Origin of the sequence: Sphingobacterium alkalisoli, assembly GCF_005049105.1 — a bacterium.
Classification (GTDB): Bacteria; Bacteroidota; Bacteroidia; order Sphingobacteriales; family Sphingobacteriaceae; genus Sphingobacterium; species Sphingobacterium alkalisoli.
In genome coordinates this window covers 320,397-337,073 of record NZ_SUKA01000005.1, presented here as the reverse complement: position 1 = coordinate 337,073, position 16,677 = coordinate 320,397, and the positions used below count along the sequence as shown (strand labels likewise).

Genomic DNA, 16,677 nt, shown 5'->3' with positions numbered 1-16,677 from the left:
TTATGATTTTGATTTTATGCCAAAGTTAGGATCCGTTACATCATACAATCTACCGACCATTTTCAGTTGCCTATACAAGAGAAAGATGACAATAGCCGAAAGCGACACAAACACCGAAGTGAAGATGTAGAAGGAATATACAATACCGGGCATGGGTGTCACCGCATCTTTTGTACGCATGATGCCGTAAATAATCCAAGGCTGACGCCCGACTTCGGTAACTACCCAACCCGCTTCAAGTGCGATGAAACCTAATGGTATGGCGAATACAAAAAGACGTAAGAACCAATTAGTGTGCATCCAATGCTGCTTCTTCCAAATAGCAATAAAATACAAAAGTGAAAGTCCGCACAGTAGCATACCCAAGGTGATCATTAGCTGGAATGCATAGTGCGTAATCGCGACAGGTGGCCAGTTTTCTTTTGGAAACTCATTGAGTCCAGTGACAGGTTTGTTTACGTCACCATGTGCCAAAAAACTCAATAGACTAGGGATTTTGATGGCGTAATCCAATTTCTGCTCTTCCTCATTAACAATGCCACCGATAATGAAGGGCGCTCTTGCCTCGGTATCAAAATGTGCTTCCATAGCCGCCAGCTTCGTTGGTTGTCGCTCGGCGACATCTTTGGCGGAAATATCTCCGCTAATGGGCTGCAATAAAGCGGCAATACAGCCACAGGTAGCAGCAATCTTGAAAGCCTTGGAATGAAACTCGATATTTTTTCGTTTCAAAATCATAAGCGCATGCATACCAGCCACCGTAAATCCGGTGGATACAAATGCGGCTAAAACCATATGCAAAGCCTGAGAAAACCAGGCATCATTCAGCATCGCTGCTATGGGGTCAATATTTGAATAAACGCCTTCATGATAATCGAAACCTGCCGGACTATTCATCCAAGCATTCGCAGCGACGACAAGTATTCCCGAGGCTAAACCACTGATACCGACCAACACACCCGTAGCCCAGTGAAACCATTTATTGAACCGATTCCAACCATATAAAAAGAAACCCAATGCGATGGCTTCGATAAAGAATGCTGTTCCTTCCAATGAAAAGGGCATACCAAAAATGGGACCGGCGTGTTTCATAAACTCGGGCCATAATAATCCCAATTCAAAGGACAGCATGGTTCCCGATACTGCACCGGTCGCGAAAAGGATAGCAACCCCTTTGCTCCATGCTTTTGTTAGTCCTTTGTAGATTTCATCCCCTGTACGGAGATACCTATAGTGGCTAATAGCCATAAAAAAAGGCATAACCATCCCCACACAGGCAAATATAATGTGAAAACCAAGCGACATAGCCATTTGGGAACGAGCGGCGATAAAATCATCCATACTTTATATCATTGTTACGAAATCGGTAAACTGTTTTTTCTTCCGGTTATTCCTTTTGCTAACCAGTATACAGCATGTCACTAAGGTACGGATTGGATGTTAAAAGCACAACCAAGTGTATGATTTCCTTGTCGATAAATATAACAATGAGAGACCGATACGAAAGATTGTGTTATTCGAGGATAAATGAAGATCAACTTGCAGAAGTAAGGGTTCTGTTAACTTTATTTTTGAATTATGTTTATATTTACGGCAATAGTTCGTATTAACCGGATGAAATGGCGATAAAAATGAAGTATAGTAGCGAATTACATCTGCTTGAAGATTTAAATATTGGAAAAGAGAAGGCATTTGAATTTGTTTTTCACCGCTATTATAGTCGTATCTGCTTATTTGCAGGACAATTTGTAGAAGAAACGAGAGAAGCAGAGGATATTGCAGAAGAAGCTTTTGTAAATATGTGGAACAGTCAACGTGATTTTGAAAATTTACTTCATCTTAAGTCGTCTTTATACCAGACAGCCCGTCGAATCGGATTGAATAAACAAACTGCTCGGCAACGTCGAGCTGCTCGTACAGACAATTATCTAGCAGATCAAGAACAATTTCAAGAAAGTCAACTACAGCATATCGTGTATGCTGAAGCTATGGGCGAATTATATACGGCAATACAAAATCTCCCCCCTAAAGCTCAACAAATTATTAAATCAACCTATTTAGAGGGGAAAAGCAACCAAGAGGTGGCTGATGAGATGGGAATAAATATACAAACTGTAAAAAATCAAAAAATCCGTGCATTAGCCATTTTACGAAGTAAAATAAACAAAGATTCTTTCATTCTTTTAATTGCAGGTGTATTTATTGTAGAAAAATTTCAATAATTCGCATTTTTCTTTAGTACTTTTTCAATTTGGTGTTGTATATATAGATAACAACAGGAAATATGAATAGCAAGAAAGAGAAAGAACCAGTCGTTATCGGAGAAATTATCGCAAAAGAAATCAAAGGATCAAAATTAACCGAAACAGAGCAAGCATTATTAAGCCAGTGGCTAGAACTTTCGGAGAGTAACCGAGATATTTACCAAAACTGTATCAATCACACGGAACAGCAGCAGGCCTATCATCGATTTGCTCAAGTAGATACTGAAGGAGCGTATAAACGATTAAGAAAAAAAGTGTTTCCGTCTCCATTAGCGATCGCCCCTCCTTTTCTGCGGATTTTTCGCCCATACATTATTGCAGCATCGGTATTGTTAGCAGTTTCCTTTAGTGTGTACCTATTTTTCACTAATACGAATCAAACTGCAAATTCTAATCAGCAGACGGCGGATATCGATTATGCACCCGCAGGAAATAAAGCTACAGTAAGACTTTCTGATGGTAGGCTATTCGAACTGGATCAAACACAGCAGGAAATTTATATCAATGAAAATGGGCTAAACTACAAAGATGGAGAACTTGTTACAGAGACGGAATCTGTTGTATCCGTCAAAATAGCTACTCCCAGAGGTGGTTTATACAGCGTAACCCTTCCCGACGGTACCCGCGTAAAACTAAATGCGGGTAGCGAATTAGATTATCCAGTTAGATTTGCAAAAGACAAAAGAGAAGTCACTCTGCAGGGTGAAGCGTACTTTGAAGTGGCAAAGCAAGCCAATCATCCTTTTATAGTAATCAGCAACGATCAAAAGATTACGGTATTAGGCACTCATTTCAATGTAAACGCATACACAGACGGTTATCCGATTAAAACAACATTGACGGAAGGAAAAGTGCGTGTACAGGCTTTGGCAGACCAAACAGAAACGGAGCTTAAACCAGGACAACAATCCGTTTTACGAAAGGGCAAACTTTCTAGAAAGGACGTAGATGTAGCACAAGAACTGGCATGGCTTAACGGAAAGTTCAACTTTGACGGAAAATCGTTGAAGGAAGTAATGAGCGAAGTATCCCGTTGGTATAATGTAGATGTAATCTACAAAGGTACCGTTCCGGATATTGAATTTTTTGGCGGAACCTTTCGCACCAGCAAGTTATCGACCATATTGAGTTTACTGGAAAGCAACAACATAACCTATCAAATGACTGCTGATAATAAATTAATTATAGCACCGGCCAACGGGAACGAATAGAAGAATTATGGAATGAATGGAAGAAAGGAGGTTCAAGGAAAAAATCAGCACGAAAATCTAAGATAAATAGCGGAAAGGTAGTTGCAATACCTTCCCGCCGGAACTGAGTCAGCTATGCTGACAATTAACTGAATTGTAACGGACTTAGTCCAATTACTAACCACAAAATTAATGAATTTAAGTTACTTTATTAGAGTGATCAAGCTAAGTACATTTTTGTATTTCGTTGTATGCCTTCAAATTGGTCATGCAGCCTACCCGCAGACAGTTACCTATACTGGACAGAACACCGCATTGGCGACGGTTTTGCAAGTTGTAAAGCAACAGATTGCCTACGAAGTATTGGGCACAAAAGACTTGTTGAACAATGCATCGCCAGTAAGTATAGTCGCTAAAAACATGCCATTAGAGGCATTCTTAGACAAAATCCTTACCCCAAGGAATATTTCATATCGAATTGTAGATCGAACGATTGTGCTGGAACGAAAACCGCAGGGAAAGAATACCCCAAGTAAGCCAATCCAGTCGAAACAGGACATGCCGCAGCAAACAATCCGAGGACAAGTCCTCGGAAGCGACGGTGCAGCGTTGGGTGGGGCAAGCTTTGCCATCGACGGTAAAACTATTGCGGTAGCCGACCAAGCTGGAAATTTCACATTACCTAGCACTATAGGGGAAAGATCGGTCACAGTAACGATGATTGGATATAAACCAACCGTATTCAAATTACAGGATGGAAAGTTGACTTATAACATTCAAATGCAGGAGGAAGCGGCGCAGGTCGATGAGGTAATTGTAACGGGATATCAGACCATTAAAAAAGACTCTTATACCGGTACTGCAATCACAAAAAGTGGTGAAGAATTACGTCAAGTAAACCCCCAGAATGTCCTGCAAGCTATGCAAGTATTTGATCCTTCGTTCAAATTATTAGACAACAACCTAGCTGGTGCAAATCCGAACACTATACCTAATATTAATGTTCGTGGATCCTCTGCCCTACCTGCAGGAAGTGGTGAGGTACTGCGTAGAGATAACATTACGGGAACAACAAATATGCCAGCATTTATACTGGACGGTTATGAAGTGAGTGTTCAAAAAGTACTCGATCTTGATATGACACGTATCGAAACGGTTACGATACTTAAAGATGCAGCTGCTACGGCTATTTACGGTTCTCGAGCTGCAAACGGTGTAATGGTGATCACTACCAAGGCACCTAAAGAAGGGAAGCTACAATTAACCTACTCGCACGAGAGCAATGTCAATGCGCCAGATATTAGCGACTACAATGTATTACATGCTCCTGAAAAACTGGAGTTTGAACGGTTGTCTGGTTTATTTGATTCCGAGATCCAACGCCAGCCACAAAGTAATCTCGACGAGCTGTATTATAGCAAGCTAGCAAATGTATTGGGCGGCGTAGACTCCTATTGGCTATCGCAGCCCTTACGCACGGCTGTCGGACAAAAGCATGGTTTATTTGTAGAAGGCGGCTCAGAGACCTTCCGCTACGGCGTGGACGTTCGGTACCAGACCAGACCTGGGGTGATGAAAGGTTCAGATCGGAACCAATATTCTGGTGGTTTAAACTTCAATTATAACTTAAAAAATAAAATTCGTTTTTTCAATGAGTTAGCAATTACAGTCGTACAGGGAACGGAATCGCCCTATGGTGATTATGTAAATTATGTACTCATGAACCCGTATTACCGCATGAGGGACGACAATGGAAATATTATTCAACGGGTAGATACTTGGAGACGTGTCGATGCATCAGGAAATACTAACGATGAATCTGTACTGAACCCATTATATAACGCGACCTTAAACAGCTTTAATCGGCAAGGTTATACGGAAGTTCTGAATAACTTTGCAGGTGACTTTGACCTGGGCAACGGACTACGTCTACGCGGACAAGTTAGCCTAATGAAACGCATGAATACCGCAGACGAATTTATTTCTCCCATGGCGAATGAATTTTATAATTATTCGACAGACCGGACAGATGAAAAAGGCAGCTATGAAAGCTATTACAACAACGAACTACAATGGGATGCAAACGTTCGTTTAAACTGGCTAAGACGGATCGGAAAAAGTGACTTTAATGTCGTCGGCGGAACTAACATTCGTACCGAAAATATGGATGAACGCTCTTTTACGGCAATTGGCTTTCCCAACGATCGCTTTCAAAGCATAGGCTTTGCAAAAGGATACGCTGAAAATGCAAGTCCATACAGTTCCTTAGCTTTATCCCGATTATTCGGTGCTTTTTTGAGCACAAACTATTCATATGATAACCGATTCCTTATGGACGCCACGGTGCGTATGGATGGCTCGTCTAAATTCGGCGATAACAACCGCACAGCCCCCTTCTGGTCTTTCGGTCTGGGTTGGAATGTACACAACGAGTCCTGGTTTCAAAACGACGTTATTAACTTATTCCGATTACGCGCGACGACAGGCTTGACGGGTTCGGTCAACTTTGCACCGTATATGTCTACAACTACTTATACCTACGATCAAACCAATTGGTACTCATCAGGTATTGGTGCTAGCGTCCGTAATTATGGAAACGAAGACTTAACCTGGCAAAAAACACAGAATACGGATGTCGGCATCGATCTGGGCTTATTTAACGACCGTATAACCCTATCGCCACGACTATATTATAAGTTAACCAAAGATATCTTGACGGATCTTACCGTAGCGCCATCAACCGGCTTTGCATCATACAAAGAGAATCTGGGCGACATGGAAAATAAAGGTTTTGAAATTAATTTCAACGCAATACCGATACGGAATAAAGACTGGACATTAAGCCTAATGGCTAACCTAGTTCGAAATGAAAATAAAATTGTGCGTATTTCCAATTCGCTAAAGAGCTATAATGACCGGGTCGACGAGGAACAGCAGGAACAGGAAAATTTAGGTGTTCCTTTTCTCCGCTTTAAAGAAGGACAGTCGGTAGATGCGATATATGCTGTTCCATCCTTGGGCATTGATCCGGAAAGCGGCCGCGAGGTATACTTAAATCGACACGGGTCGCTGACTTATGACTGGAATGCAAGAGATATTACAGTAGTAGCCGTTGCAACCCCAAAACTGGAAGGCTTTTTTGGTGGTACACTACGGTATAAACAACTAACAGCAGTAGCCTATTTCCAAGCGCGCATGGGTGCTAAAATGTACAACCAAACGCTGGTCGACCGTGTCGAAAATGCCGATCCACGTTATAATGTAGACAGTCGGGTATTAGCTGAAAAATGGAAAAACCCAGGCGATGTCACCTTCTATAAAAGCATACAAGACCAAGGACAAACGAGGGTTTCATCGCGTTTTATTATGCCCGATAATCTATTGGCCTTACAGTCTGTGTTCCTATCGTACGATTTTGAAACAGCTTGGGTGCAAAAAATGTCATTGTCCCGCCTTCGCTTAGGACTGACGGCAAATGATATTTTCCGCATGTCTACTGTACGGCAAGAAAGAGGGATCAACTATCCCTTCGCAAGAAGTATTAGCTTTAGTTTACAAGCAGCACTATAAAACAGAATACATATCATAGCGAACTAAATAATGAAAAAACTTATAATATACATCCTGCTGTTATCGCAAACTGCTTTTTTATCCTGCTCAAAATGGCTCGATATTCAGCCAGAAAGCGATATCGACAGGGATCTTCTCTTTTCAACAGAAGAGGGATTTAAGGAAGCGTTATTGGGAATTTATACCCGCGGTGCCAAGGCAGATCTTTACGGGAAAGAACTTACCGTCGGCACCCCGGAAGTATTGGTTCAAAATTACAGGATAAAACCTTTTGACTATAGCAAATACCTGCCCACGAAAAACTACAAGTACGACGACGCTGACTTTATGCAACGTAAAGACGCGATATGGTTGGGACTTTATAACGGTATTGTAAACACTAACCTTATTCTAGAACAAATCGACCGACAACAGCGTCTGTTTATCGGAGATAATTACCGTATTATCAAGGGAGAGGCGCTAGCACTACGCGGCTATCTGCATTTTGATGCACTTCGGTTATTCGCCCCTGCTCCTCTGGTAAATCCGGAAGCCACTGCGATACCGTATGTAACCTCCTACTCGAATAAAACGACAGCCATGTCTAAGGTGACGGAAGTATTAGACTCCGTAATTGACGATATGGAACAAGCCAAAGAACTACTGGCAAACGATCCAATCCGCAAATCAGCCTATATTATTGGATATCCCAATGCAGACACACTGGCCAACACCGAATTACATAACCCAAGCTTATTCTTACAAAATAGAAGACATCGACTAAACTACTATGCGGTATGTGGCGCCCTAGCCCGCGTGTACCTATATAAGGGAGACAAAGTGAGTGCAATGGCGAATGCGATGATAGTCATTGATGCTAAAAAGTTCCCGTGGACAAATAGAACGGATTTCCTAGCGGTAGACAATGACAAAAAAGATCGTATCTTTTATAAAGAACTGCTTTTTGGATGGTATATCCCAGCGATGAACAACCAATACAATAGCGACTGGTTCCCAGAAAACACAAACTATATGTATTTAGAAGTAGATGACACGCGAAGCATCTACGAAACATCAGGTCCTGGTGCTACAGATATACGATTTTCGCAGTGGTTTACCGGATTGAATAGTAATGAGGTATCGATTCAAAAATATCGACGGAACCCACTAGGGGATACCTTTATTGCAAATAGACATTATCTTATGGCACCAGGCATCCGACTTAGCGAGATTTATTATATCGCTGCAGAATGCACCTATGAAAGCGATCCGGTACGTGCCCTAGCTTATCTGGATGAAGTTCGGGAACAGCGGGCAATCGCTCCAAAAGTGCAAGCCGCTAGTTTGGAACAGTTTCAGACCGAACTGCTCAAAGAATATAGAAAAGAACTATATGCCGAAGGCCAGCTGTTCTACGCTTATAAAAGGCTAAACAAACCCATTATTGGATTTCAAGGCGAGATAATCCCTGCTAATCAAAGCATTTTTGTACTCCCATTACCAGATGACGAGATTATTTATGGTGAACGTTAATCCATCAAAACAACTTATGAAAAAGATAAATTATTTTATTTTAGCATTAATCGCGATTATGTCACTATATGGCTGTAAAGAAGCGGAGCTGAAGCTCTATGAGCAAGATGCAAATATCTATTTCGATCTCAACCGTGATGATCGCGATAGCATTGTCTATACCTTTGCATACGACATGACAAAAGCTGTAGACACCGTCTATCTACCTGTACGAATTACGGGGCATCGTCTTCCGCAAGGCAGTACTTATAAGGCGTATGTGGAACAGGACTCATCCACTGCAGTTCCCGAACTACACTATAAACCCTTAGAAGATAATTATTCCATAGTTGCTAACTCAGGACGCGCATGGCTTCCTCTTATTCTGTACAATGTATCCGATCTAGAAGAGCGGTCTGTGTCTGTAATTTTAAAACTACAGGGAACAGAAGACTTTGGTGTTGAAAACCCTAACATTATCCGTGCCCGGGTTATACTGTCAGCACGATTAGAAAAGCCGCACTGGTGGGATCAATGGCTCGGTGACTATTCCCGCGCAAAACATCAATTATTTATACTTGTAACTGGGCTAGATTATATGACAAACACGGATGAAGATCCATTTGGTGTACCGAAAAACACCTACATCGCCAGCGTACTCACAATGATGCTAAACGACCCCTTCCGCTGGGTGAATAACAATCCAGAGAAAGGCTACGTGTTGAATACAGAAGATAATGGTGCGACCTATTCCTTTTACCATAAGGACAATCCGAGCAGGCCGATGCTACTCCGATATAATGCAGGATCCGGAAAGTATTTTTTTATTGACGAAAATGGAAGAGAGGTTAGATAATATGAAAATAAAGACAAACATCAACATGTTTCAACTTGCGTTCTTTGCTTTCTTGCTATTATGCTTGGGCAGCTGTTATAAGGACAAGGGCAACTATGACATTAATATGCCAATTACGCCAGAAATAATTGGCTTAGACACGCTGTATGAAGCTGTAGTAGGGGACAGCCTGATCATTGAACCAAGATTTGAGGGTATTGATGCTAACCAGCTGGAGTTCCTATGGAATATCATGGTTCCCGAATCCATCAACCCGGAACGTGATCTGTATGAAGGCCCTTCCCTTCGCATGCTGTTTGGATATGGAGCTAAAGTGTATACCACTCGGTTGACGATTACAAACAAATCGAATGGGATGAAGTATTTTCACAATTTTAAAATTCGCGGAATCACCGAGTTTTCTAGAGGCGACGTTGTTTTAAGTATAGAACAAGGAATAACGAAACTTTCCTTTGTCAAACCGGATAATACTGTACAACCAAATATTTACGAAACAATCAATGGAGAAAACTTACCAGCGGATCCGTTGCACCTGTATTTCATGCGTCACACCGGTCTAACTAATGCAACTCCGCTGGGCTACTGGATAGTAACCAAAAATGGAGGAGTAAGAATAGACGTAGATGACCTGGGACTGGAAAAAGAGAAGCCGAATACGATACGCGATAATTTCTTTTTAGCACCCGCTACCATAGAAATTGGTAATCTTCAAAATCACCCGAATGGCGTGCTCATAGGGGTAATTAACGGCAAATTTTATGGCGGAACCATGCAAACCTGGGATCAAGCAAATACTTATGGTATGTTTAGCAATTACGCCGATGGGAATTATGAATTGGCACCACAGTTCATCATGAGTACTATTGATGGTAATACCATCATGATTGCATACGAAAAAGATAAAAAGCAATTTGTGCGATTAAACATCTACGGTATACCAATGTATTTTGGCACCCAATATACGCCCATCGATCCCGAGATTTTTGATCCCCACAATGTGGGCATGGATCTCCTAGATATCGTACAGATTAATAATACGGAAACCTATGCCTATATGAAAGATGCAACAGGAAATATCTATGAGCTAAAGTTTAAATGTGATTTTATCAAAGATTTTACCTTCACATCCGAACATAAGCGATTATTTATTCATCAGGAGTGGATTAATGCCGACACGAAAATGGTGGCGACGCAGACAGGTAACATCTATATCGCTGCACAGAATAAGGTGTACAGATATAATCCCATCAACCAACAGATCCGGGAAATGGAAACAACATTTACAGACAAAGTAACGATGTTGAAACTGGATGATGATGAGAACACCCTTATCGCAGGGGCAGAAGGTAGCATTTACTACATGGATATTAACGTAGGCCGTAATGGTGATCTTGTTAAGAAAATTGAAGGAATACCAGGTACTCCTGTCGATATGGCATGGAGAAAATAGCAATCCGGTGATACCACATAAATAAAGGTATTTGGTGTCGTGAATCACGACACCAAATATATACCGCGGATACCCGTATCATAATGTACAAGTAAGACAAAAACAAATAATATATATGAACATTTTAAAATTAGCAGCAGCACTAGTGGTTCTATCCCCTATTCAATTGCTTGCTCAGGAGGAATTCCAACTTAAAGGAAGCGCTCCTCAAAAATTTGACGGAAAAAAAGTATACCTCGACTATACTAACGAGGGTTTTTCGATGGTAGACTCGGCAACCATCAAGAATGGTAAATTCATGTTTACAGGTACGGTAGATGAACCTGCTTATTCCCGAATGGTATTTGACCCAGAGGGAAAAGGCAAAATGATGGTGCAGAATAACGGTGACAGACTCTACTTCTACCTCGCTAATGAAACCTATAAAATAGCGATAAAAGACTCGTTAAGCACATCTAAGATTACGGGCTCACCCATGCATGATAGCTATAAAAAATACATTGCGGAAATTGGCAGCGATTTTATGACCATCATTGATGGTGCAAACAAAGAATTTGCGGCTGTGAAACAAGATGCTCCCGACGCAAATGATCAATATGCAGCCATTCGTGAAAAATTCGACGCAAAATTTGAAACCCGCCGCGAAAAAGAGTTCGCATTCGCGCAGAATAATCCGAACTCGATCTTTTCTATCGACGCACTTAAGGACGTAGCTAACAAACGGAAACTTTCGGAGATCGAACCTGTATTCTTAGCATTATCGAAAGAAGTGAGACAATTAAGCAGTGCTCGCGAGCTTGAAGCTAGGATATTAGCCGACAAAACGATCAAAATCGGAAGTAAAGCACCGGACTTTGCACAACCCGATATGGATGGCAAAATGATTAAAGTTTCTGATTTCTTAGGACAGTATGTGCTTATCGACTTCTGGGCAAGTTGGTGTGGCCCATGTCGTGCTGAAAATCCGCATCTTGTAAAAGCATACGAAAAGTATAAACCTAAAGGATTAGAGATACTCGCCGTTTCAATCGACGACAACAAAGGCAGATCTGCCTGGTTGAAAGCTGTAGAGGACGACGGATTACCTTGGATTCATGTAGCTGATTTAAAAGGATGGAGCAACGATGCGGCTGTATTATATGGCGTAAGAGGTGTACCTCAAAATTATTTAATCGATCCTACAGGTAATATCGTAGCAACTAACTTACGTGGTGATAAACTTGACACTGAACTTGCAAAAGTGTTTGGTCAATAAGAGCCTTAATAATTGATTAAGAGAACAACCTGAGGTGGGTAGCCTCAGGTTGTTCTCTTATCTTATTTTTTTTGGTCTTTTAAATAATTAATGATACCCATAACATCATCCGATCCAAAGCCTTTATCATGGGCGGATTGGTACGTATCAATCAATACTTGAGATAACGGATAATCCGCACCTGCCCTGTGAGCAAGAAGAATATCTTTTAACATCAAGTCTAGTGCAAAAGTAGGTGTATAATTATTTGTTATTAAAGCGTTGGTTTTGACTTTTGTCGCACCGCTCCCGCTCGCACTTTCATTAATTATTTCAAGTATATTGTTGCGACTTATTCCTAATTTTTCGGCAAATAAAACCGTTTCTGCCAAACCTTGATAGATCATCGAAAGAAAATAGTTAATGGATAATTTAGCTGCTATGCCTTGGCCGTTCTCACCAAGATGCTTAACAAGCTTCCCTAATTTTTCCAAATACGGTCGCGCCCGTAGCAAATCGCTCTCCTCCCCGCCAACCATAATAATTAATGTCCCTTCTGCGGCAGGTGTGGTACTCCCAGCAACAGGCGCATCCAAAAAAGATGCTTCTTTGATGCGTATTGCTTTAGATATTTCAATGCTAGCCTCCTTCGAAATGGTGCTCATATCTACAAAGAGTTTTCCGACAATGGAAACACCTAATACCTGCTTATAAACATCTTTTGCAGCATCATCATCCGTAAGCATCGTGAAGATAATATCGCTATGTTCGATCAGTTCTTTAATGCTGCCATAAACGGTGGACTGCCTCTCGAAATCAGTTGCTTTTGTAAACGTTCGGTTATAAACGGAAAGTGGAAAGCCCGCCTTCTCCAGATTTTTTGCCATGGGATGTCCCATATTTCCTAATCCAATAAATCCTATTCTTTCTATATGCATCGCTATACTTGTTTTAAAATTATATTTATTGATGAGATTACGTGGTACGCTCGCTCCTATAACACAAAAATACATAACAGGTTTTAATTATCATTTTCTCAACATGTAGTGATATTCCTCGGCTTCCTAATACAAACGTTTGCATTTTATGGATTTTTTTCTACATTCGTACTAGCATCTACCCAGACTTAAATAATGTTTTATTCGATTAGGTCTATGGATAAATCTTAACGCATATGAATACAATCAAAGATCCAATTACAAGGGCTATGTTTATAATAGATTGTTGCAGATGATGTTGGATCAGCTTGACTTGGACACCACCCTGACGGCACTAAAATATATCCTTGACAATAGTCGGGAGGGTATTGTTTTATGCGACAAAGACAGTAAAATCCGATTTGTCAACCATGAAGCTGAAGTTTTACTCTCGGTTAAGAAGAACGAATGGTATGGAAAAGGCATAGCAACTTTGTTCCAAAACGCGTTTGATGAAAGTGAACAACCAATTAAGGATGCCGATGTCATTTTAAATAGTGCGATATCGAAACCTACGGCTGTTGAAAAAGTAATAGGTGTTCAGCAAAATGGTGAACAAAAAAAGTACTGGTTTTCGCTCCGATCAAAAAAAATAAAGGGAAGTAACGATGAATTTACATTCGTTTTTTTAGCGCGTGTAAATCACTATAAACAGCAACTTCTGGATGTCCAAGAAGAACTTGAAGATCTAAATCAAATCTTATCTTCATTTGACGATATTGTCCTTAAAGTAGATGTGGAGGGTTACATTCTAAACTATTGGTGTAATGATCCGGAGCATCTATTTTTTCCGCCAGATGATTTTCTTAAGAAAAATATTATAGATCTTTTTCCGCCAGATTTTACGTCAAAAATCTTATCCCTAATTAGAAAATCGATCAGGGACTGTGTGGAACAAGAGATGACATACCAATCGCCATTTGATCAGCCTGCAAAAAAATGGTATAAATTATTGGCACGACCTATCAAATATCAGACGGACAAGGTGATTGTCATTGTATCAGATATCACTGAAAACGTTGAGTTGAAAGAAGAAACGCTGGTAAATGAACAGAAGTTTCATCAGGTATTCCATTCCTCCGGGATAGGGATGGCATTGTTCAGTCTAGACGGAAAAACAATTAAGCTAAACAAGAAAATAAAGGAGACCCTGGGTTACGGATCTGACGATTTGGGCCTACATTTTCGGGATTTCACGCATCCGGATGACATACAGCACAGCGAATACCTTTTTGAAAGTCTACTCAATGGTAAGATCTCTTCCTACGTTATCGAAAAACGGTATACCCATGTTGATGCACGATCCATTCCATGCCTCGTGCATACATGCCTGATAACCGATACACGTCAAAAACCTCTTTTCATTTTGGCACAGGTACAAGATCTCACCCGGTTCAAGAACAGTGAATACGTTCTTAATCAGCAGAAAAAGGAATTGGAAGCAGCTAAAATAAGCCTTGAGTCGGAATTAAATTTATTAATGGAACTGAATCATATCGTCGCGCACAATCTCCGTGCTCCTGCAAGTAATATACAGATGCTTATTCGACAAATCGTCGGAGAGACTGATGCAAATGAACGGCATAAATATCTGCAACTACTTGATGCAAGCGGAAATACACTCCTTTCCCTTTTGGACAACCTTGTAGAACTTCTAGAAATTCAACAAAGCTCCTATTTCCCTTTCGAGCTGTGCAATATTGAAATAATAACTGAAGCGATTAAAGTAAAACTAGAAAGCGATATCAATGAAAAATCGGCTATTATACGAACAGATTTTAAAGAGAAAATGGTATTCTTCCCTAGATTATTTATTGAAAATATTGTACAGAATTTGTTAAGCAATACATTGAAATATGATGATCCGAATAAACGTTTGGAAATTCATATAAAAACATACCTACTTGATGGGAAAATGCATCTTTCGATAGACGATAATGGCTTATATACTGCGATTTCTAACGACGATGGCGAGTTGTTGGATTTAAAAAAGATATTTCATCAAGAACGTAATAGTCGGCCAGTCGGACTTTACATTATACGGAGAAAAATTCTATCAATAGGTGGCACAATCACTTTTGATAGCGACCCTAAAACGGGCAACACATTAACTATTCAATTTCCTCTATCAACACCAATTTAAAAACCGACAATGAAACAGACTTATGCTATTATGCTGGTCGATGACGACCCCATTTTTTGCCATCTTTTTACAAAACTACTGGAGCACTATCCAAATGCCTTACTGAAAACTAGCGTTTTTAAGAACGGTGAGGAAGCACTTCAATATTTTCGCATGCACCAACACGAGCAGATATCGTTGCCGGATGTCATCTTTGTGGACATAAATATGCCGATAATTTCTGGCTGGGAATTGATGGATTTCCTCCAAAGCGAAAGTATGGAACTTATTCAAAAAATACCAATATATATTCTAAGTTCCTCGATCAGTTTGAGTGATAAGCATAAAATAAATGATTATTCTTTTATTAATGACTATCTTACTAAACCTATTTTCAAGAAAGAACTTTTTGAAGTTATCGATAAATGTTTGAGTGGATTATTGCCGCACCGGTAAAATGACAGCTAAACTGGCTAAATCTTTATTTAAAAAGATACAAATCAATAGAAAAACAGTAAGCTTTGAAGGCTAGTCTTCAAAGCTTACACAATCGTCGCCATCGTACCCAAGCTCTTGCAAATCGGCACAGTTTTCGTGTTCGAGAATTTCTAAATCTTTAACCATATATCTCTTATTTTTATTTTACACCATAAACTTACTAGTACTTTATGAACTGAAGGTTATATATGTGTGAATTAATTATTAATTCGATCAATAACTAATCAAAAATATGAAATAATGACAATAAAAAAAAGATATTGATATAAAAATTACAAAATAATGTAAATCATATTGAGATATTTTCTTCGGCTATCTACCAAAGCCGAATAGGAGCTGTACATAGAAATTACGCATTCGGTCTGAAGGTGCCCCCGTGACAGCCGCATCGGAGATTTTCCATTCCCTTTCTTTTAATCCGTGACGGTAGCCAATCTTAAATAACGTTTTGTAAAAATCCGTATTTGATTTCGCTTTCTTGAATGCAACACCAAAGTCTAGTACCTCCCCTTTATTTTCTAATTGTACCCGATTGGAACTTGTAGTTAATAAGTCATCAAATGTACCCGTCACCCCTTCCTTAACAAATCTAACCCGTGTCTCTTCATATCCTATCCCCACTTGTGGACTTATTATTAACTTATTAACGCGAAGAGCATTAGTTGAAAGATAAAATCCGACATGGGAATTTTTTACATGATTATCGTCTTCCGAACGGAAGCTTGAACCGGACGTACTCGTGTTTAGCCCTAAAATAATATGCTTAATACGATAGGAAAGTCCTAATCCGCCCGCCAGTCTAAATTTATCAGCTTTATCCACACCTAAAGATCCCAAGCGTTCATTAAGATTATTAGGATTGCTATACTCCCCTCCGACGGAGAAATAAAATTCGAGCGGTGGAAATTGCCGTTTTGAAGTTTCCTGGCTATATACCGAGCAAATAGACACAAGAATGCAAGAAATGGTAAGTAGTTGTTTCATCATGTTGTTGTTTATAAATTATAGCTAAAAATAAGTATAAT

General features: G+C 40.1%; 12 protein-coding genes. 9 read left to right on the top strand and 3 right to left on the bottom strand.

What is annotated here, in order from left to right:
* Window positions 1-1,341 carry a cytochrome ubiquinol oxidase subunit I gene (locus FAZ19_RS17090; RefSeq protein ID WP_136821962.1) on the bottom strand — a complete coding sequence of 447 codons (1,341 nt, stop codon included), beginning with the start codon at window positions 1,339-1,341 and terminating at the stop codon, window positions 1-3.
* Between the two features lie 278 nt (window positions 1,342-1,619).
* Here FAZ19_RS17090 and FAZ19_RS17085 point away from each other — a divergent pair, with 278 nt between their 5' ends.
* From FAZ19_RS17085 to FAZ19_RS17055, 7 genes are all read left to right on the top strand, one after another.
* The gene (locus tag FAZ19_RS17085) at window positions 1,620-2,222 is read left to right on the top strand and encodes an RNA polymerase sigma factor (protein WP_136821961.1); all 603 of its coding nucleotides are present in this window, start codon (window positions 1,620-1,622) and stop codon (window positions 2,220-2,222) included.
* Window positions 2,223-2,284: 62 nt separating this feature from the next.
* Window positions 2,285-3,475, top strand: coding sequence for a FecR family protein (locus FAZ19_RS17080; protein WP_136821960.1), 1,191 nt, complete (start codon window positions 2,285-2,287; stop codon window positions 3,473-3,475).
* Between the two features lie 171 nt (window positions 3,476-3,646).
* Window positions 3,647-7,024, top strand: a complete 3,378-nt coding sequence (locus tag FAZ19_RS17075) for a SusC/RagA family TonB-linked outer membrane protein (protein ID WP_136821959.1) — start codon at window positions 3,647-3,649, stop codon at window positions 7,022-7,024.
* Window positions 7,025-7,054: 30 nt separating this feature from the next.
* Window positions 7,055-8,536 carry a RagB/SusD family nutrient uptake outer membrane protein gene (locus FAZ19_RS17070; protein ID WP_136821958.1) on the top strand — a complete coding sequence of 494 codons (1,482 nt, stop codon included), beginning with the start codon at window positions 7,055-7,057 and terminating at the stop codon, window positions 8,534-8,536.
* 16 nt (window positions 8,537-8,552) lie between these two features.
* Window positions 8,553-9,371 carry a DUF4843 domain-containing protein gene (locus tag FAZ19_RS17065; protein ID WP_169305691.1) on the top strand — a complete coding sequence of 273 codons (819 nt, stop codon included), beginning with the start codon at window positions 8,553-8,555 and terminating at the stop codon, window positions 9,369-9,371.
* A complete protein-coding gene (locus tag FAZ19_RS17060) occupies window positions 9,352-10,821 on the top strand; it encodes a PKD-like family lipoprotein (protein ID WP_169305690.1) in 1,470 nt (489 codons plus the stop codon). The genes FAZ19_RS17065 and FAZ19_RS17060 overlap by 20 nt, the downstream gene beginning before the upstream one ends.
* A gap of 115 nt (window positions 10,822-10,936) precedes the next feature.
* Window positions 10,937-12,076 carry an AhpC/TSA family protein gene (locus tag FAZ19_RS17055; protein WP_136821955.1) on the top strand — a complete coding sequence of 380 codons (1,140 nt, stop codon included), beginning with the start codon at window positions 10,937-10,939 and terminating at the stop codon, window positions 12,074-12,076.
* A gap of 62 nt (window positions 12,077-12,138) precedes the next feature.
* Here FAZ19_RS17055 and FAZ19_RS17050 read toward each other — a convergent pair whose 3' ends face one another.
* Window positions 12,139-12,993, bottom strand: coding sequence for an NAD(P)-dependent oxidoreductase (locus tag FAZ19_RS17050; RefSeq protein WP_136821954.1), 855 nt, complete (start codon window positions 12,991-12,993; stop codon window positions 12,139-12,141).
* 292 nt (window positions 12,994-13,285) lie between these two features.
* On the opposite strand from FAZ19_RS17050, the gene FAZ19_RS17045 reads away from it, so the two are divergent.
* Window positions 13,286-15,175: a sensor histidine kinase gene (locus FAZ19_RS17045; RefSeq protein WP_136821953.1), complete on the top strand. Its 1,890-nt coding sequence runs from the start codon at window positions 13,286-13,288 to the stop codon at window positions 15,173-15,175.
* Between the two features lie 9 nt (window positions 15,176-15,184).
* Complete coding sequence (locus tag FAZ19_RS17040) at window positions 15,185-15,610, top strand: response regulator (protein ID WP_136821952.1); 426 nt, start codon at window positions 15,185-15,187, stop codon at window positions 15,608-15,610.
* A gap of 354 nt (window positions 15,611-15,964) precedes the next feature.
* Here the strand turns inward: FAZ19_RS17040 and FAZ19_RS17035 are convergent, their stop codons facing one another.
* Entirely contained in the window at window positions 15,965-16,639 is a 675-nt protein-coding gene (locus tag FAZ19_RS17035) for a hypothetical protein (protein ID WP_136821951.1), read from the bottom strand.
* Window positions 16,640-16,677 lie beyond the last annotated feature (38 nt).